Genomic DNA, 18,024 nt, shown 5'->3' with positions numbered 1-18,024 from the left:
CCTCGATTGCGGACATGGCCAGCTCGTGCGAGCGAGCGGCGTAGGCGTCCTGGCGCTCCCGGGAGATCCCGGACTCGTCGGCGAACAGGTCGTTGGCCAGCCCCATGTCCACGTCGTCGGCGCCCGGGGCGAAAGGTGCGCGGTCGTAGCGCACCGGTTCACCGCCGGGGGCCGGAGGCCAGAACCGCCACGGCGCAGTGCTCGGCGACTCGACGCCACCGGCAAGCACCACCCGGGCGCCACCACGCACCGACTGGGCGGCCAGGTCGATCGCGGCGAGCCCGCTGGCGCACTGACGGTCGACGGTCAGGCCCGGCACCCGCTCGGGCAGCCCCGCGGCGAGCGCGCTCAGCCGGGCGAGGTTGCCGCCCGGTCCCATGCAGTTGCCGAGGACCACGTCATCGACGTCACCGGCACCGTCGCCGAGCCGGGTGATCAACTCGGACAGGACCGGTGCCGCGAGCCGGTCGGCGCTCAGCGCAGACAGCGCATGGCCGGCACTGCCGATCGGGGTCCGAACGGCGGCGACGATGACGGGCCCGGACGAGTCTCTGGTGGTCATCCGCGGTCACCGCTCCCCATGACCGCGGCCGCGGCGGCAGCCACCGCCACCCGGTCGACCTTGCCGGCGTGGGTCAGCGGCAGCGCTTCGAGGTGGATCCACCGTCGTGGTCGTTGGGCGACGTCGAGGAGCCGACGCGAGGCCTCCTGCAGGTGGGGTACGTCGTCGCGCCGGGTCACCACCGCTGCCACCACCTGGCCGAGATCGGGGTGAGGGAGACCGATGACCACGACGTCGCCGGTCGACTCGGCCCGCAGCACCGGTTCGATGTCGGCCACGAGCACGGTCGCTCCGGAGGTGGTGATGCCGCCCTCGCGGCCGCGCACGTTCACGCGTCCGTCGACGGTGTCGCCCCGGTCGCCGACGCTGACCCACCCCTCGGCATCGCGGCGGAGCTGCTGGTCGGGTTCGGCATAGCCCTGGCACACGTAGGGCGAGCGGACCCACAGCTCACCGTCGCGGGTGACCACCTCCACACCGGGGAAGGGACGGAGACGGTCGGCCTGCTCGCCCCAGGCCACGAAGGAGAGCTCCGCGGCGCCGTAGTAGTGGCTGACCCTGATGCCGGCCGCGGTCGCGTCGTCGTACGTCGCCGACTCGAGCCGGTCGCCCGCGGTCACGACTTGGACGCCGGCCAGTGCGGACGGCCGGTCGGTCATCACCCGCCGCAGGGTGGCCGGTGTGAGGTGCGCGTGCGAAGCCTCGACCGGGTCGTCCACGCGCCGGGCACCCACCCAGTCGGCATGCGTGGCGGCGAAGAGGTTCATCGTCGCGGTCGCAGGGCCCGGGACCCAGACCCGGCTCGACGCGGTGATGCCGAGCAGCTCCGAGACGTGGTCGAAGGAGTCCACCCAGGAGTCGGTCGTCCGGACCACGGTGCGCGGGCGGGCCGACGTACCCGAAGTGGGCAGCGCCAGGAGCTGGTGCCGGCGGTGGGCGTCAGCGAAGGCGCGGACAGGGTCCGGGCAGCCGAGAACCTGGAGGGCCTCAGGCGTGGGCATCGTGACGCTCGCTGCGGCGCCGCCGCTCGGGAAGCAGGCCGGGGTAGGCGGCATGCACGCCGCGGGCGACCAGGGCGCAGATGACGGCCTTGATGGCGTCGCCGGGGACGAAGACGAGAGCGGCCGTGGTGGCGGCGTCGAGACTGAGGTCGGCGCGCAGCATCATGCCGACGACGCCGAGCACGTTCATGATCACCACGCCGCCGACCACGTTGGCCACGATGCCCCAGGACAGGCGGTACGGCGCACCGACTGCGTAGGTGAGCGCCCCGATGACGAAGGCACAGATCGGGAACCCGATCAGGTAGCCGATGGAGGGCCCGGCGAAGACGCCGAGGCCACCACGCCCACCGGCCAGCAGCGGCAGGCCGATCGCGACCAGGACCAGGAAGACGACCAGGGCCAGACCGCCGCGGCGAGGCCCGAGGATGGCACCGGCCAGCATCACCCCGAGTGACTGTGCCGTGATCGGCACCGCCCCGCCGAACGCGGTGACGGCTGGGATCAGGCCGAGCGCGCCGACGATGCCCGCGAAGATGGCGACCATGGCGAGGTCGCGACTGGAGCTGGCGGTTTGACGGGACATGGGATCTGCCTGCCTTGCATGGTGGGGAGAGGACGCGCGTGAGACGGGTGCCATTCTGCCTTGAGCCGACGTGGTCGGCTGATCCGTCTCGACACGGCCGACGGCTCGCTGCCGGCGAGGTGTGCCGCGCAGCCCCCGTATGCTCGCGGAACACGAGAGAAGGAGCGTTCGTGGGCCTCGACATCGACGGCGACCTCTTCGACATCGCCACCTCCCTGGCCGGGCTGCTCGGTGCGCCGGTCACGATCGAGGACCGCGACACCATCGTGATCGCCTACTCCGGCGGGAACCAGGACGTCGACGAGGCCCGCATCGGCACGATCCTGGGCCGGCAGGTGCCGGTGCACTATCGCGACGCGATCGCGGGGACGGGCGTCTTCGAGAAGCTGCGTCGCTCCGACGACGTGATCACGGTCGACCTGCCAGCCGAGCACATGGTGGCGCGCGCGGTGGTCGCCGTGCGGGACGAGGGGCAGCTGATCGGTTCGATCTGGGCCGCCATCCCCGGTGGGCCGACCCCGAGCCAGGCCGAGACCCTGCGTGCGGCAGCGCCGCGGGTGGCCAGGAGGCTGCGCGAGGAGAGCGACCTGGCCGACCGTGGACGTCGGGCGCGCACCGACCTGGTTGCGGCCCTGTTGGCCGGCGGCGACGCGGCCGACGAGATCGCCGCCGACCGCACCATGACCGGGGAGTGGGTCGCGGTGTCGATCCGTGGCGGGGATCCCGATGCGATTCGGCGCGCCGTGGGGCCACTGGCCCTGCACCTGTCCGCGATCGCTCCGTCGGCCCTGTGTGCGGCGTACGACCGTGGCATCGTCGGCGTGCTGCCGGCCGACTCCGCCGTGCGGATCCTCGACGACTTCCTGCGCCGGTTCGGGGCTCGCGACCTGCTGGTCGTCGGCATCGGCACACCGGCCGAGGCGGGCGACCTGGCCGAGTCGCGTGCGGTGGCCGACCAGGTCGCCGACGCCCTCGTCCGCCGCGGCCGCACGGGCGTGGTCGCCACCCTCGACGACGTGTTCGCCGACGTGCTGGTCGATCGACTCGACGGGTTCCTCCACCGACACCGAGCCTCGAGTCCGCTGACCCGGCTACGCGAGCACGACCGGAACCACGAGAGTGGGCTGGTCGACGCCGTCCGGGCGTTTCTCGAGGCAGGCGAGGTGAGTGCGGCTGCTGAGGCACTCACCGTGCACCCCAACACGATCCGCAACCGACTCCGTCGGGCGCGTGAGTCGTGCCGGGTCGACGTCGGTGATCCGGCCACCCGGCTGGCCCTGATGATCGACCTGAGGTCGGCTCGCTGAGTCGGGACGGTGGTCTCGAGACGGTTGCAGAGCCACCCCCTCGACCAGCACCGGGGCGCCTTGGCCGATCGCACAAGGGTGTCCGAGGAAGACTGTCGCTTCGGGCAGCCACTCCGTGCGTCCACCTGACCAGACTGGGGGCATGGCACCTCACCCTCAGCACGTGGTCGTCGTCGGCGCCGGCATGGTCGGGCTCTCCACCGCCTGGTTCCTCCAGGAGCACGGCGTCAAGGTCACCGTCGTCGACCGCGACGACGTCGCCGCGGGTTCCTCGTGGGGCAACGCCGGGTGGCTCGCGCCGGCCCTGACCCTGCCGCTCCCGGAGCCGGCCATCCTCAAGACCGGCATCCTCGCCACGCTCAAGCCGGACTCCCCGGTCTACGTGCCCTTTCGCGCCGACCCCCGCCTCGTGCAGTTCCTCCTCGGCTTCGCGCGTCACTGCACCGAGGGCCACTGGAACAAGGCGATCGAGGTCTTCAACCGGGCCAACGCCGGCGCCCTGGCGGCGTACGACGATCTCACCGAGCACGCCGGCGACGGACGCGTCGAGGAGCCGACCCTGGACGCCGAGCCGTTCCTGGCCGCCTTCGTCTCCGAGACCGACCGCGAGGTGCTGGTCGAGGAGTTCCGTCACGTCGCCAGGACCGGTGCTCTCACCGACTTCGAGCTGCTCGACGCCGAGCAGCTGCACTCCCTCGAGCCCTCGCTGGGCGCGAGCGTGACGTACGGCGCCCGACTCCACGGTCAGCGCTACCTCAACCCCGGTCGCTTCGTGCACGCGTTGGCCGAGGCCGTGCGCGCACGCGGCGGAGAGGTCCTGGCGGGGCACCAGGTCGAGCACGTGAGTCAGCGCGGCCAGCGGGTCCTGGTGGCCGGCACGAACGGCGACTCGGTGATCGCCGACGCGGTCGTGCTGGCCAACGGCAGCTGGATCGGCCGGCTCGCCCGACCCCACGGCGTGCGCAAGGTGGTGCAGGCCGGCCGTGGCTACAGCTTCACCGTGCACCCCGAGCACGTGCCGACCGGACCGGTCTACTTCCCCGCCCAGCGCGTGGCGTGCACCCCGCTCGGCAAGCCGGAGGAGGGGCTCCGGGTGGCCGGGATGATGGAGTTCCGCAGCCCCGACGACCCGCTGGACCAGCGCCGGATCACGGCGATCGTCGACGCCGCGACCCCGATGTTCCGCGGGGTCGATTGGTCGCAGCGGCACGACGAGTGGGTCGGTTCCCGGCCGTGCACCACCGACGGCCTGCCCCTGGTCGGCGCCACCCGCTCCGACCGGGTCTTCGTCGCCGGCGGGCACGGCATGTGGGGCATCGCCCTCGGCCCGCTGACCGGCAAGCTCCTGGCCGGCCGGATCGCCGGGGCCGGCGCCCCCGGAGACACCGACCTGCTCGCTGCCTTCGACCCCCTGCGGTCGTAACATCACGGGAGTGACCCTCCCCGAACCCCAGGCTGATCGTCTCGGTGTCGCCCAGCTCAGCGCGGCCGGTGTCGAGCGCGCGGTCGACGTGCTGAGGCCGGTCGTCCGGCGTACGCCGCTGGAGCAGAGCGTGCGACTCAGCGAGCCGGCCGGCGTGACCGTGCTGCTCAAGCGTGAGGACCAGCAGCTCGCGCGTTCCTACAAGATCCGAGGCGCCCACCACCTGATCGCCGGTCTCACCGCCGCGGAACGGGAACGCGGCGTGGTCTGCGCCAGCGCCGGCAACCATGGTCAGGGGCTCGCGTTGAGCTGCGCCACGTTGGGCATTCGCGGACGGGTCGTCGTACCCCAGAACACACCGCGGCAGAAGCGCCAGCGCATCCTCGCCCTGGGCGAGGGGTTGGTCGATCTCGTGACCGTCGGCAACTCCTACGACGAGGCCAGTGCCGCCGCGCACGCAGACTCCGAGTCGTCCGGTGCCGTCTATGTGCATCCGTTCGACGACCCACGCACCATCGTCGGGCAGGGCACGATCGGCCCCGAGCTGGTCGAGCAGGCGCATGCTGCCGGTCACGAGCTCGGCACCGTGGTGGTTCCGATCGGCGGTGGTGGCCTCATCTCGGGGATCGCGCTGTGGCTGCGGGAGCGACACCCGGGCATCCGCATCATCGGCGTGGAACCGGCCGGAGCGGCCAGCATGACCGCCGCCCTCGGCCACGGTGGCCCGATCGGCCTGACCGACCTCGACACGTTCATCGACGGCGCCGCGGTGGGCCGCGTCGGTGAGCTGACCTATCCGATCGTGCGTGACCTGGTCGACGAGGTGGTCACCGTTGCCGAGGGTGCGGTGTGCACCGAGATGCTCGCGCTCTACCAGACCGAAGGCGTCATCGCCGAGCCCGCCGGAGCCCTGGCCAGCGCCGCCGTCGGGCGGATCGACCCGGGAGGCAAGGCGGTCGCGGCGATCGTCTCCGGTGGCAACAACGACGTCAGCCGGTACGCCGAGATCGTCGAGCGCTCGCTGCTCCACGAGGGGCTGCGCCACTACTTCCTGGTCACCTTCCCCCAGGAGCCGGGCGCGCTGCGGCACTTCCTCGAGGACGTGCTGATCGAGGGCGCCGACATCGTGGTCTTCGAGTACGTGAAGAAGAACAACCGCGAGACCGGCCCCGCCCTGGTCGGCATCGAGCTCGAGCGGGCCACGGACCTGGCCGAGCTGATGAGCAGGATGAACGCCAGCCCGCTCACGATCGAGCTCGTGCCACCGGGTTCGCCGGTGTTCAGTTTCCTGCTCTGAGCCCTTGGCCTGCCGCCGGGAAGGGAGAAGACTGGCGACTGAGGCCGCGGACGCGCGGGCAGTCGAGGCAGGAAGGAGTGAACCGTGATGACAGGGATGCAGGCGGGTGCGGGTGACCGGCTCGTCGTTCACAGCGGGCACGTCGGAGAAGCGGAGCGTGAGGCGGAGATCCTCGAGGCACGCGGCCAGGACGGAACCCCGCCCTTCCTGGTGCGGTGGACCGACGGCCACGAGTCGCTGGTCTATCCGGGCCCCGACGCGCAGGTGCACCCCGCCGGGTAGGCCCCGGGCGGGCGCCCCGGGCCACGGGTGCGGCGGGTCAGGCGTCGTCGCCGGGCAGGTGCGGATCGGCGAGGAGGTACTGCGTGAGTCTGCCGTCGTGCTCCCGGTCGTGCGGCTTGACCGGTTCGGGGATCATCCGGCCCTCGGTGGTGTCCCAGAAGTGGTCGACTCCCAGACAGATGCGCCGGGCCACCTTGCCGGGCAGGCCGAGGTGCGGCACGTAGGGGTGCGGCCGGGTGGGAGCGCGCAGCTCCGCGCCGTAGACCCGGTCGGCCAACTCGGAGCGCGCCTCCTTCGTGGTGTGCTCGACCAGGGCCGCGACCAGCTCCTCCTCGAGCGCCATGAAGGCGTCGAAGCGATGGTGCAGGTCGGTCCAGATCTCGTGCCACGGGCGATAGATGGCGTGCGCCTCGCCGTACAGCTTGGCCTTGGTCTGGGCCATGGCGTACTCGAGGTCGCGGCTGGTGCGCGAGAACCGGTGGGCGAGCTCACTGCCGTCGGGGAGCTGCCGGCGAGCGGCCGGCACCAGCACGGCGTTGGCCGCGGCCAGATGCCGACTCGCGCTGGCCAGGAACGTGTCCGTGGCCGGGAAACGGTCGCGTGGCTTGTCCGCAGTGGGCCGATGCCACTCGGCCGTGGACAGTCGCTCGTCGAGGACGTCGTGCGTGGCCCGGATGCTGTGCTGAAGCTTGTCGTGCATGGCCGTCATCTCCAGTGCTGGCTCTCCCCTCCAGTGTGCGTCGCCGTACGCCGGAAGGGAAGAGCCAGGATGAGGATCAGCCCTCTTCGAACTCGGCCTGCTCCAGGAACTCCGTGGCCACCTTGAGCAGCTGGATCGCGACCTCGGGGTCGAGTCCGGCCATGGTGATCTTCAGGCCCAGGTCCGAGCTCGGGTCGAGGTTCCAGTCCTCCTCGTCCTCGACCGCCTGGGGCTGGCTGAAGTCGACCAGCTCGAGGAAGACCCCGGGCTTCTCGCCGCCGAGCGCCACGACGTGCAGCGCATCAGGGTCACCGATGAACCGCGCTCCGACGCTCAGGCTTGCTTCGACTTCTTCTTCGTCGCTCATGTGGGTCCGCCTCCCGGACTCGTGGATGTGTGCTCAGGACACTAGGCGATGTCGCGAAACCGACCTTCGGGACGTCGGCCGTCGCGCTCGGCGTCGTCGGTCGTCGAGCTCGGGATCGTCGGTTGTCGCGCTTGGAGTCGTCGGTTGTCGAGCTCGGGGTCGTCGGTTGTCACGCTTGGAGTCGTCGGTTGTCGAGCTTGTCGAGACATAGAACGTGTTCTAGGTTGGCAGCCATGAGCAACGAACCACTGCGTGTCGTCGGATGGTCCACCGGCACCGTCGGCCGTCATGTCGTCGCCGGCATCGAACGGCACCCCGATCTCGAACTGATCGGAGTCTGGGTCTCGAGTCCGGACAAGGACGGGCAGGACGTCGGACGACTGGCCGGGCTCGACCGTGACCTCGGCATCACCGCGACCACCGACCGCGACGCACTGATCGCGCTGAGGCCGGACGCGATCGTGCACACCGCGATGACCGACGACCGCATCTTCGAGGCGATCGAGGACCTCCAGGCGTTCGTCGCCGCCGGCATCAACGTGATCTCCAGCGGGCCGGTGCTGCTGCAGTACCCGTACGGCGTGCTGTGGGACGAGGCGCTCTCCTCGCTCGAGAAGGCCTGTGTGGACGGGGGTGCCAGCCTGCACGTCAACGGCATCGACCCGGGCTTCGCCAACGACGTGCTGCCGTTGGTGATGACGTCGCTCTCGCAGCGCATCGACCAGGTCAGGGTCAGCGAGATCGCCGACTACTCGACCTACTACCAGCCCGTCGTCATGCGCGACATCTTCGGCTTCGGCAAGCCGGTCGACGCCGACGACGTGATGCTCTGGCAGCCCGGAATCCTCAGCATGGGTTGGGGATCCGTGGTCCGCCAGATCGCGGCGGGCCTCGGGGTCACCCTCGACGAGCCGCTCACCGAAGTCGTCGACCGTCGTCCTGCGCCGGTGGACACCACGACGGTCTCGGTCGACATCGCGGCCGGCACGATGGGGGCGGTGAGGTTCCAGGTGATCGGCCGTGTCGACGGCGAGGACAAGATCGTCCTGGAGCACATCACCCGCACGGCGGAGGACCAGGTGCCCGAGTGGCCGACGCCCCCCGAGGGCGGTGGCTGCTACCGCGTCGAGATCATCGGTCAGCCGATGATGAAGGTCGACTTCACCCACCGGGGCGAGGACGGCGACCACAACGTCTCGGGCATGGTCACCACCGCCCAGCGCCTGGTGAACTCGGTGTCCTCCGTGGTCGCGGCGGAGCCCGGCATCGTCACCGCCCTGGACCTGTTCCACGTGACGGGCAGGGGACTCGTCTCGTGAGCATCCTCGACCGGTTCACCGTCACCGACCACGTCGCGGTCGTCACCGGCGCCGGACGCGGGATCGGTGCGGCCACCGCCGTCGCGCTGGCCCAGGCCGGCGCCGACGTGCTGATCTCGGCCCGACACGCAGACCAGCTCGAGGCAGTCGCCGATCTGGTGCGTGCGGCAGGTCGCCGTGCGGTCGTCGTACCGGCGGACCTGTCGGACACCGACGCCGCTGCCGGCCTGGCCCGGGCGGCGTACGACGAGCTCGGCCGACTCGACATCGTGGTCAACAACGTCGGCGGCACCATCCCGAACGCATTCCTCGACACCGACGTGGCCTATCTCGAGGAGTCGTTCCACTTCAACGTCAGCACGGCACACGCGCTGAGCCGGGCCGCCGTGCCCCTGATGTTGAAGGGCCCGCCGGACGCGCAGCGGTCGATCACCTCGATCAGCTCGATGATGGGACGCGCGTCGGGTCGCGGCTACCTCGCCTACGGCACCGCGAAGGCGGCGCTGGCGCACTGGACCAGGCTGGCTGCCGCAGACCTGGCGCCCAGGGTGCGGGTCAACGGCATCTTCGTCGGCTCCGTGATGACCAGTGCGCTGGAGTTCGTCGCCGGCATCCCCGAGATGATGGAGCAGCTCGAGACCAAGACCCCGCTGGGGCGCGTGGGGGAGCCCGAGGACATCGCCGCCGGCGTGCTCTACCTCGCCTCGAAGGCCGGCCAGTACGTCACCGGCAAGCTGCTCGAGATCGACGGCGGCATCCAGCAGCCGAACCTCGAGCTCGGTGTGCCGGACGTCACCTGATGTGACTCGGCGGTACATGACATGGTGGCCCGATGACTGACTGGACGGAGCCGGGCGCCTTCGAGGTCGCCCCCGGCGTGCACCGCATCCCGCTGCCCCTCCCGATGGACGGACTGCGCGCGGTCAACGTCTACGCGATCGACACCGGTGACGGGCTCACGCTGATCGACGGCGGCTGGGCGATCGAGGAGTCCCGCACGTTGCTGGAGAGCTCGCTGGCCTCGATCGACCGCAAGGTCTCCGACATCACGCGGTTCCTGGTCACCCATGTGCACCGCGACCACTACACGCAGGCCGTGACCGTACGCCGCGAGTTCGGCTCGCACGTCTCGCTCGGCATCGGCGACAAGGCCACCCTGGACCTGATCCATGCCACGGACGTGGACGAGGACCCACACGTCGAGATGCTCCGGCTGGCGGGGGCGTCCGACATCGCCGAGGAGTGGGGCCGCTTCACCGCCGACTCGACACCGGACCTCTCCGTGTGGGGCTACCCCGACACCTGGCTCGAGGGCGACCACGAGCTCGCCGTGGGCGCGCGCACCCTCGACGCGGTGTCCACACCGGGTCACACGCAGGGTCACTTCGTGTTCGCGGACCGGGCCCAGGGCCTGCTCTTCGCCGGTGACCACGTGCTGCCGACGATCACGCCGTCGATCGGGTTCGAGCCGGTGCTGGCCGACCAGCCGCTCGGCGACTTCCTGGCCTCTCTGGCCAAGGTGCGGGCCCTTCCCGACCTGGCGCTGCTCCCGGCGCACGGCGCGGTCACCGCCTCGAGCCATGCCCGGGTCGACGAGCTGGTGGCCTTTCACGACGTGCGACTCGACCTGTGCCGCGAGGTCATCTCGGCGAACCCCGGGACGTCGTACGACGTCGCCGCCCAGGTGCCGTGGACCCGCCACGAGCGCAAGCTGGCCGACCTCGATGTCTTCAACGCTGCCCTGGCAACTCTCGAGACCCGCGCCCATCTCGAGCTGCTGGTGGCCCGTGGCGAGATGACCCGCACCCTCGTCGACGGCCTGCACGTCTACGCCCTGGCCTGACCCGACCTGCCTGCTGCCGCCCTGAGCAACGCGGGGACACGGTCGCTCCACACGCGTTGTGTGACGCGGGCAGCCGTCGGCAGCACCGCACAAGTCCGGGTCTGTCACGGACCGCGTGTCACAGATCCGGGACGACCGGTGTCTCCATGGGTGAACGGGCTCCAGCAGGTGGGGCCCCGGTCTCCCCAGGAGGAGCCATGCCCGGCAAGACGACCAGCAACTTCCGCATCCCCAAGGCCGAGCTCACCGGCGTCTATGGCCGCGTCATGACGGCGTTCTCGAAGCGGACGTACGGCGAGGTGCCCGACTTCGCCTACGTGATGTTCCACAACAGGCCGGTGACCAAGGCGATCGTCTCGTTCGAGAGCAAGGTCGCGAAGTTCACGGCTCTCGACCCCAACCTGAAGTCGTATGCCGAGATGGTGACCGCCGCGACGATCGGGTGCAGCTGGTGCATGGACTTCGGCTACTTCATGGCTCACAACAAGGGGCTCGACGAGGCGAAGGTCCGCCAGGTGCCTGTGTGGCGCGAGAGTGACGTCTTCACCCCGCTCGAGCGCGACGTGCTGGAGTACGCCGAGGCGATGACCGCCACCCCGCCCGAGGTCGACGACGAGATGGTCGCGAACCTGGCCCGCCAGCTCGGCAACGAGGCGATCGTCGAGCTGACCGCGATGATCTCGCTGGAGAACATGCGTTCGCGCACGAACTCCGCGATGGGCCTCGCCTCGCAGGGTTACTCCGACGCCTGCGAACTGGCACCCTTGGCCCGGTGAGACCACCCGTGAGCGATCCCTTCGTCGAGCACCGCAACCTGCTCTTCACGGTTGCCTACGAGATGCTCTCCTCCGCCGCCGACGCGGAGGACGTCGTCCAGGAGACGTGGCTGCGGTGGGCCGAGGTCGACCAGGCCGAGGTTCGCGACCCGCGGGCCTACCTGGTGCGAATCGCCACCAGGCAGGCGCTCAACCGGATGCGCACGCTCGAACGCCGCCGGGAGTCGTACGTCGGCCCGTGGCTGCCCGAGCCGTTGCTGACCACGCCCGACGTCGCCGACGACGTCGAGCTGGCCGACTCGGTCTCGACAGCGATGCTGATGGTGCTCGAGACGCTCAACCCGACCGAGCGTGCGGTGTTCGTGCTGCGCGAGGTCTTCGGCTTCGACTACGCCGAGATCGCCGCGGCGGTCGACAAGTCGGAGCCGGCGGTGCGCCAGATCGCCAGCCGGGCGGGCAAGCACGTGCAGGCCCGGCGTCCCCGGGCCACCCCGCCGGAGGACACCGACGACGTGCTCACCAGGTTCCTGGCCGCGGCTGCGGGAGGCGACCTCCAGGGGCTGATGGACGTGATGGCACCCGACGTCGTGCTGTTCAGTGACGGCGGCGGCCTGAAACGTGCCGCGCTGCGCCCGATCGTCGGCCGCGACAAGGTGCTGCGCTGGCTCAACGGGGTGATGGGCCGCGACGGCGAGATGACCGTCGACGTCGCGCAGGTCAACGGCCAGCCGGCGATCCGGTTCTTCCTCGACGGGGTGCTCGACGTGGTCGCCACCGCGCGCTTCGAGGGCGGCGTGGCCACCGAGCTCTACCTGGTGCGCAACCCGCACAAGCTGACTCGGGCCGACAAGGACGTGGTGCACCTGAGCCGCTGACGTCGTACGACTGCGCGGGGCGTCGGGCTGGCGGGTCGGGCGGGGACGCCGTACGTCGGCGCTTGTGCGGTGCTGTGGACGGTTCGCCCGTGGCACCCGCCGCGTGTGGATCGACCGTGACCCCGCGCCACTTCGGGGGGAGGCGTGGCGTGGGGTAGATTCGGAGGTTCAAGAGACAGGGGAGCACTCCGGCCAGCGGGCCGGGGAGCTGAGAGTGCGAGCCGAGCAGACCACGCCGGCCGCAGACCCTCAGGACCTGATCCGGTTAGCACCGGCGAAGGGAGTCGGAGATGAACCGCGCACTGCGCACCGCACTGGCCACGATCACGGCGCTGGCCCTGACCGGGGCTGCGTCCTGCACGCTGCTGGCCGAGGACGGCGACGACAACGAGGACACCAGGGTCGAGGCCACGGACGGCGTCGACCCCGCCGACGCGATCGCGGGAACCACGGTCACGTTGGTCACCCACGACTCGTTCAACCTGCCCAAGAAGCTGGTCCGCCAGTTCCAGCAGGACACCGGCGCGACGCTCAAGATCCGGCCCTCCGGTGACGCCGGCAAGTTGACCAATGCCTTGGCGTTGAGCCAGTCGAACCCGATCGGCGACGTGGCCTTCGGGGTCGACAACACCTTCGCCTCGCGCGCGGTGGACGAGGACGTGTTCGCGACGTACGCCGTCGAGCTGCCGGGCAGCGCGGAGAAGCTGCGCCTCGACGGCGACGCCGGCGAGAAGCTCGCGCCGATCGACCAGGCCTCGGTGTGCGTCAACGTCGACACCGCCTGGTTCGAGAAGAACGACCAGGAGCCGCCGGCCACGCTCGACGACCTCACCGATCCGGCGTACCAGGACCTCATGGTGGTCCCGGGCGCCGCGACCAGCTCGCCCGGCCTGGCCTTCCTGCTCGCCACGATCGCGGAGTACGGCGACGGCTGGCCCGACTACTGGAAGGACCTCGTCGACAACGGTGCCGAGCTGACCGAGGGCTGGACCGACGCCTACTACGGGGGCTTCACGGGTGGCGGTGACGGCGACCGCCCGATCGTGGTCTCCTACGACACCTCGCCCGCGTTCACCGTGGACAAGAAGACCGGCGAGACCACGACGGCAGCCCTGCTCGACACCTGCTTCCGCCAGGTGGAGTACGCCGGCGTCCTGGAGAACGCGAAGAACCCGGTCGGCGGCCAGGCCGTGGTGGACTGGCTGCTCAGCCCGCAGGTGCAGGCCGCCCTGCCCGACAACATGTACGTCTTCCCGGTCGACGACTCCGTCGAGCTGCCGAAGGACTGGGCGAAGTTCGCGCAACAGCCGACCGAGCCCTACGCGGTCTCCGCCGACGACATCTCCGAGCACCGCGCCGAGTGGCTGACCGAGTGGCAGGACGTCGTCTCTAGGTGAGACGCCTGCTGACGCTCGCCGGACTGGCCGCGCTGCCGGTCCTGGTGCTCGGCGTCTTCTTCGTGCTGCCGGTCACCGGCATGCTCGGGCAGGGGCTCTGGCCGGACGGCAGGTTCGCTCCCGGCGAGGTGGCCGAGGTGCTGGCCCGGCCGCGCGTCCACCGGGTGCTGTGGTTCACCGTCTGGGTCGCCGCCGCGGCGACGGTGGTGACGCTGCTCCTCGGCGTCCCCACCGCCTATGCGCTGCACCGTGTGCGGGTGCCCGGCCGGAGCGTGATCCGGGCGGCCTTCCTGGTGCCGTTCGTGCTGCCGACCGTGGTGGTCGGCATCGCCTTCGACCGGCTGGTCAGCACGGGTCCGCTCGAGGGCCTCGGCCTCGACGGGTCGCCGGTCACGATCATCGCGGCGATGGTGTTCTTCAACCTCGCGGTCGTCGTACGCACGGTCGGGGCGGCATGGGAGGGCCTGGACCCACGACCCGGTGAGGCGGCCGCAGCCTTGGGCGCCTCACCGTGGCAGGTGTTCCGGACGGCCACCTTCCCGGCACTGCGCGGCTCGGTGGTCTCGGCGGCCAGCGTCGTCTTTCTGTTCTGCTCGACCGCATTCGGCATCGTGCTGGTGCTCGGCGGCCTGCGCTACTCGACCGTCGAGACCGAGATCTACCTGCTGACCACCAGCCTCTTCGACCTGCCCGCGGCGGCCGCCCTGTGCCTGTTGCAGCTGCTCGTGGTCACCGTGCTGCTCCTGCTCGCCGCCCGCGCCCGTTCGGCAACCGGCCAGGCCACCCGCAGGAGTGTCACCCCGTCCAGGATCAGGCCGTACGACGCCCCTGCGCTGCTCGCCACCGCCCTGGGGCTGGTGCTCGTCGCGGTGCCGATCGCCATGCTGGTCGTCGGGTCGTTGCGGGTCGACGGCGCGTGGAGCCTGGCCAACTACCGGGCCCTGGACACGACCGGGGGCGACGGTCTGGTCGACGTCACGGTCTTCGAGGCGCTGCTCAACTCGCTGCGCACCGCCGTCGACGCGACCTGGATCGCACTGCTGGTCGGGGGACTGGTCGCGGTGATCGTGACCCGCCGCTCACACGGCCCGGCCGAGCGCCGGATCCGTGGACTGCTCGACGGCTTCTTCATGCTGCCGTTGGGGGTCTCGGCGGTGACCCTCGGCTTCGGCTTCCTGATCACCCTCGACGAGCCGCCGGTCAACTTCCGCGAGTCACCGCTGCTGGTGCCGATCGCGCAGGCGTTGGTCGCGATGCCGCTCGTGGTGCGCACGCTGGTCCCGGTGCTGGCCGGCATCGACGACCGACAACGCCAGGCCGCGCACTCGCTGGGTGCCTCGCCACTGCGGGCCCTGGTCACCATCGACCTGGCCGTGGTCTGGAAGCCGCTGCTGGCCGCTGCCGGGTTCGCCTTCGCGATCTCCCTGGGGGAGTTCGGCGCGACCTCCTTCCTCTCCCGGGTCGACCACCCGACCCTGCCGGTGCTGATCTACCGGCTCCTCGGCCAGCCCGGCCCGCACAACTACGGCATGGCGCTGGCGGCCGCCGTCGTGCTCGCCCTGGCCACGGCGTCGGTGATGTTCGTCGTCGAGCGGCTCCGGGTGCCGGGCGTGGGAGGGTTCTGAGGTGCTCGCCATCGACCAGGTCACCGTGAACTACGGTGCCACCGCAGCCGTCCGTGACGTCTCGCTCGACGTACGGGCCGGTGAGGTGCTGGCCGTGCTCGGTCCGTCCGGCTGCGGCAAGTCGACCCTGTTGCGCGCGGTCGCCGGGCTGGAGCCGATCTCCGCTGGGCGCATCGCCTTCGACGGTGCCGACCTCGCGGGAGTGCCGACGCACAAGCGTGGCTTCGCGCTGATGTTCCAGGACGGCCAGCTCTTCAACCATCAGAGTGTCGGCGCCAACGTCGGCTACGCACTGCGCATCCGGCACCGCCCTCGTCGCGAGGTCGCCACCCGGGTCGAGGAGCTGCTCGAGCTGGTCGGCCTGGCCGGGTACGCCGGCCGCGACCCCGCGACGCTCTCGGGAGGTGAGCGGCAACGCGCTGCACTGGCCCGCGCCCTCGCCGTCGAGCCGCGTCTGCTGCTCCTCGACGAGCCCCTGAGTGCCCTGGACAAGTCGCTGCGCGAGCGGCTGGCCCTCGACCTGCGCGAGATCCTCACCCGAGCCGGCACGACGGCCCTGTTCGTCACGCACGACCACGAGGAGGCGTTCGCCGTCGCCGACCGGATGGCGTTGATGCGTGGTGGTCACCTCGTTCAGGACGGCACGCTGGCCGAGGTCTGGGAGCACCCGGCGGATGCGGAGGCCGCGTCGTTCCTGGGCTATCCCACCGTGCTCGACGGTTCGGCCGCGGACGTCGTACTCAGCGCGGCGGGGGTGGCCACCGGTGACGGAGTGGCCCTGCGTCGGTCGGCGTTGCAGGTGTCCGCGGAGGGCCCTCTGGGTGGCGTCGTGCTGTCGTCGCGGGTGACCCCGGACGTCGTGCGAGTCGAGGTCGACGTGCCCGGGGTCGGCGTCGTGGCCTCCGTCACGTCGGACGGCACGGCCCCGCCACGTCCCGGGCAGGACGTCCGCCTGAGCGTGGTCCGGGACCGGCTCGCGGTGATCCCGCAACGTGGATCATCGGGCCCGTTCCCCTAGACTGCCCGCGTGTATCGCCGTGCCTACGTCCTCCTCGTCGGTATCGCCACGTTGATGGGTGCTCTCGCCGTCATCACGGCGATCAGCCTCGGCGAGAAGGTGGTCGACCCCGAGGGCTTCCTGGGCCCGTCGTGGTTGCGGCTGCCGCTCCTGGTCTTCGGGGCGCTCCTGCTCGACATGCTGCCGCGCACGTTGTGGCTCTCGAAGATGAAGCCCAAGGTGATGTGGCCGATCGTCACCGAGCGTTGGCACTCCCACTGGAACCGTGAGCGTCTGACCCTCGTGGTGCTGGGGCTCGTGTGCTTCTACATCACCTACGTCAGCTACCGGAACCTGAAGTCGTTCCTGCCGCAGGTGCTCGGCGTGGATCACAAGTTCGACCGCCCGCTGCACCTGCTCGACCAGGCGATCTTCTTCGGCCACGAGCCGGCCACCGTGCTGCACACCGTGCTCGGCACCAACTACTCCGCGCACGTCCTCTCCACGATCTACCTGTGGTTCCTGCCGATGGTTCCGCTGGTGCTGACGGCCTGGCTGATCTGGTCGAAGAACCTGAGCTACGGCTACTGGTTCGCGACCTCCCAGTGCCTGGCGTGGAGCCTCGGCACCGCGTCCTACTACATGCTGCCCACGCTCGGCCCGGGCTTCGAGTACTCCTTCCTCTACACCGACCTGACGCCCACGGGGGCGTCCTCCCTGATGGAGGCGTTGTCCTACGGACGGGTCGGCGTCTATTGGGGTGGTCGGGTCGATGCCGTCCAATCGGTGGCCGGGTTCGCCAGCCTGCACTGCGCGATCACCTTGCTGGTGGCGCTGATGGCGCAGTACACGATCAAGGTGCGCTGGCTGCACTGGATGCTGTGGATCAACTTCGCCATCACGGTCGTGGCCACCCTCTACTTCGGCTGGCACTACATCGCCGACGACGTCGCCGGTGTGGCCATCGCGGTGATCTCCTTCTACGTGGGAGGGCTGGCCTCCGGGCAGAAGTTCGACAGACACGGGCTGGCCAGTCACCCGACCACGACCACGTCGCAGATTCCCGTCGACAGGGACTGACCCGCACACCCCAGACCCAGGCTCGTACGACGCCCCGCGTCCCGGCTGCTCAGCAGCTCGAGGACGCGGGGCGTTCGGCATTCCTTCTGCGGGTGGTTTGTCCGAATGACATGGCTGTAGTTCGAAAATTACCACGATGTAGTTTGTCAAGGCGACACGCCGGTACTTTTGAGAAAATTGGAAAGAACTGTTTCTTTTGTGACTCGTGAGCACTAGCGTGCTCAAAGTGCCTCGGGCGATGGGGAAGTCGCCCGAGGTCTCCAGACACACAAAGGGGCTGAATATCGTGCGACGGACCACCTCGGGCCGCCCGCTGCTCGCCGGCGCTGCCGGCGTACTCGCACTGGTGCTGTGCGTGCCGACGGCCGTGGCCGACCCGGACCCCGGCGCCGGTGACCGCACCCCGACCCAGGCCGAGGTCGACGCGGCCAAGGACGCGGCCACGAACATGAAGCGCACCGTGGCCAGCGTGCAGACCGACCTGGTGCTGGCCAACCAGCGTCTCCAGAACGCCAGCATCGCGGCCGGCCAGGCCGCCGAGGCCTACAACGCCGCCCGCTGGAAGCTGCGCGAGGCGCGCCAGGCGG

At 70.4% G+C, this 18,024-nt stretch carries 19 protein-coding genes and 1 pseudogene; 14 read left to right on the top strand and 6 right to left on the bottom strand.

Going from position 1 to position 18,024, the window contains the following annotated elements:
- From NJ4_RS18540 to NJ4_RS18530, 3 genes are all read right to left on the bottom strand, one after another.
- On the bottom strand, positions 1-562 hold a 562-nt coding region (locus NJ4_RS18540; protein WP_281178349.1), incomplete at its 3' end, for a thiolase family protein.
- Positions 559-1,563, bottom strand: a complete 1,005-nt coding sequence (locus NJ4_RS18535) for an AMP-binding enzyme (protein WP_067438553.1) — start codon at positions 1,561-1,563, stop codon at positions 559-561. The genes NJ4_RS18535 and NJ4_RS18540, both read right to left, overlap by 4 nt.
- Positions 1,550-2,149 (bottom strand): biotin transporter BioY, encoded by a 600-nt coding sequence (locus NJ4_RS18530; RefSeq protein ID WP_067438550.1) that lies wholly within the window; start codon positions 2,147-2,149, stop codon positions 1,550-1,552. The genes NJ4_RS18535 and NJ4_RS18530 overlap by 14 nt, the downstream gene beginning before the upstream one ends.
- Before the next feature lie 170 nt (positions 2,150-2,319).
- Between NJ4_RS18530 and NJ4_RS18525 the strand changes: the two genes are divergently transcribed.
- The 4 genes from NJ4_RS18525 to NJ4_RS18510 all read left to right on the top strand — a co-directional run bounded on the left by NJ4_RS18525 (position 2,320) and on the right by NJ4_RS18510 (position 6,458).
- Positions 2,320-3,456 carry a PucR family transcriptional regulator gene (locus tag NJ4_RS18525; RefSeq protein WP_067438545.1) on the top strand — a complete coding sequence of 379 codons (1,137 nt, stop codon included), beginning with the start codon at positions 2,320-2,322 and terminating at the stop codon, positions 3,454-3,456.
- A gap of 67 nt (positions 3,457-3,523) precedes the next feature.
- The gene (locus NJ4_RS18520; RefSeq protein ID WP_281178350.1) at positions 3,524-4,879 is read left to right on the top strand and encodes an NAD(P)/FAD-dependent oxidoreductase; all 1,356 of its coding nucleotides are present in this window, start codon (positions 3,524-3,526) and stop codon (positions 4,877-4,879) included.
- Positions 4,880-4,889: 10 nt separating this feature from the next.
- Positions 4,890-6,176, top strand: a complete 1,287-nt coding sequence (gene ilvA / locus NJ4_RS18515; RefSeq protein WP_067438538.1) for a threonine ammonia-lyase IlvA — start codon at positions 4,890-4,892, stop codon at positions 6,174-6,176.
- Between the two features lie 87 nt (positions 6,177-6,263).
- Positions 6,264-6,458 carry a DUF1918 domain-containing protein gene (locus tag NJ4_RS18510; protein WP_245644621.1) on the top strand — a complete coding sequence of 65 codons (195 nt, stop codon included), beginning with the start codon at positions 6,264-6,266 and terminating at the stop codon, positions 6,456-6,458.
- 37 nt (positions 6,459-6,495) lie between these two features.
- Here the strand turns inward: NJ4_RS18510 and NJ4_RS18505 are convergent, their stop codons facing one another.
- The 3 genes from NJ4_RS18505 to NJ4_RS26975 form a co-directional block, all read right to left on the bottom strand.
- Positions 6,496-7,158 carry a hypothetical protein gene (locus tag NJ4_RS18505; RefSeq protein ID WP_067438531.1) on the bottom strand — a complete coding sequence of 221 codons (663 nt, stop codon included), beginning with the start codon at positions 7,156-7,158 and terminating at the stop codon, positions 6,496-6,498.
- Between the two features lie 76 nt (positions 7,159-7,234).
- Positions 7,235-7,525 (bottom strand): hypothetical protein, encoded by a 291-nt coding sequence (locus tag NJ4_RS18500; RefSeq protein ID WP_067438527.1) that lies wholly within the window; start codon positions 7,523-7,525, stop codon positions 7,235-7,237.
- Positions 7,526-7,566: 41 nt separating this feature from the next.
- On the bottom strand, positions 7,567-7,698 hold the full coding sequence (locus tag NJ4_RS26975) for a hypothetical protein (RefSeq protein WP_281178348.1): 132 nt from the start codon (positions 7,696-7,698) through the stop codon (positions 7,567-7,569).
- Between the two features lie 60 nt (positions 7,699-7,758).
- On the opposite strand from NJ4_RS26975, the gene NJ4_RS18495 reads away from it, so the two are divergent.
- The 10 genes and pseudogenes from NJ4_RS18495 to NJ4_RS18450 all read left to right on the top strand — a co-directional run.
- Positions 7,759-8,844 carry an NAD(P)H-dependent amine dehydrogenase family protein gene (locus tag NJ4_RS18495; RefSeq protein ID WP_067438524.1) on the top strand — a complete coding sequence of 362 codons (1,086 nt, stop codon included), beginning with the start codon at positions 7,759-7,761 and terminating at the stop codon, positions 8,842-8,844.
- Positions 8,841-9,644, top strand: coding sequence for an SDR family oxidoreductase (locus NJ4_RS18490; RefSeq protein WP_082748858.1), 804 nt, complete (start codon positions 8,841-8,843; stop codon positions 9,642-9,644). The genes NJ4_RS18495 and NJ4_RS18490 overlap by 4 nt, the downstream gene beginning before the upstream one ends.
- Before the next feature lie 32 nt (positions 9,645-9,676).
- Complete coding sequence (locus tag NJ4_RS18485; protein WP_067438520.1) at positions 9,677-10,687, top strand: MBL fold metallo-hydrolase; 1,011 nt, start codon at positions 9,677-9,679, stop codon at positions 10,685-10,687.
- A gap of 197 nt (positions 10,688-10,884) precedes the next feature.
- Complete coding sequence (locus NJ4_RS18480) at positions 10,885-11,463, top strand: carboxymuconolactone decarboxylase family protein (RefSeq protein WP_067438516.1); 579 nt, start codon at positions 10,885-10,887, stop codon at positions 11,461-11,463.
- Entirely contained in the window at positions 11,460-12,338 is an 879-nt protein-coding gene (locus NJ4_RS18475; protein WP_281178347.1) for an RNA polymerase sigma-70 factor, read from the top strand. The genes NJ4_RS18480 and NJ4_RS18475 overlap by 4 nt, the downstream gene beginning before the upstream one ends.
- Positions 12,339-12,628: 290 nt before the next feature.
- Entirely contained in the window at positions 12,629-13,735 is a 1,107-nt protein-coding gene (locus NJ4_RS18470; RefSeq protein WP_067438507.1) for a thiamine ABC transporter substrate-binding protein, read from the top strand.
- Positions 13,732-15,360 carry an ABC transporter permease gene (locus NJ4_RS18465; RefSeq protein ID WP_067438503.1) on the top strand — a complete coding sequence of 543 codons (1,629 nt, stop codon included), beginning with the start codon at positions 13,732-13,734 and terminating at the stop codon, positions 15,358-15,360. The genes NJ4_RS18470 and NJ4_RS18465 overlap by 4 nt, the downstream gene beginning before the upstream one ends.
- Before the next feature lies 1 nt (position 15,361).
- A complete protein-coding gene (locus NJ4_RS18460) occupies positions 15,362-16,378 on the top strand; it encodes an ABC transporter ATP-binding protein (protein WP_067438492.1) in 1,017 nt (338 codons plus the stop codon).
- A 9-nt stretch (positions 16,379-16,387) separates the two neighbouring features.
- Positions 16,388-17,437, top strand: coding sequence for a phosphatase PAP2 family protein (locus NJ4_RS18455; RefSeq protein WP_067438489.1), 1,050 nt, complete (start codon positions 16,388-16,390; stop codon positions 17,435-17,437).
- A 286-nt stretch (positions 17,438-17,723) separates the two neighbouring features.
- A pseudogene (locus NJ4_RS18450) lies at positions 17,724-18,024 on the top strand (hypothetical protein); the annotation flags it as partial.

This window comes from Nocardioides jensenii JCM 1364 = NBRC 14755 (genome assembly GCF_001552535.1).
GTDB lineage: Bacteria > Actinomycetota > Actinomycetes > Propionibacteriales > Nocardioidaceae > Nocardioides > Nocardioides jensenii.
The sequence above is the reverse complement of the archived record's forward strand: the minus strand, read 5'-3'. Positions and strand labels throughout refer to the sequence as shown.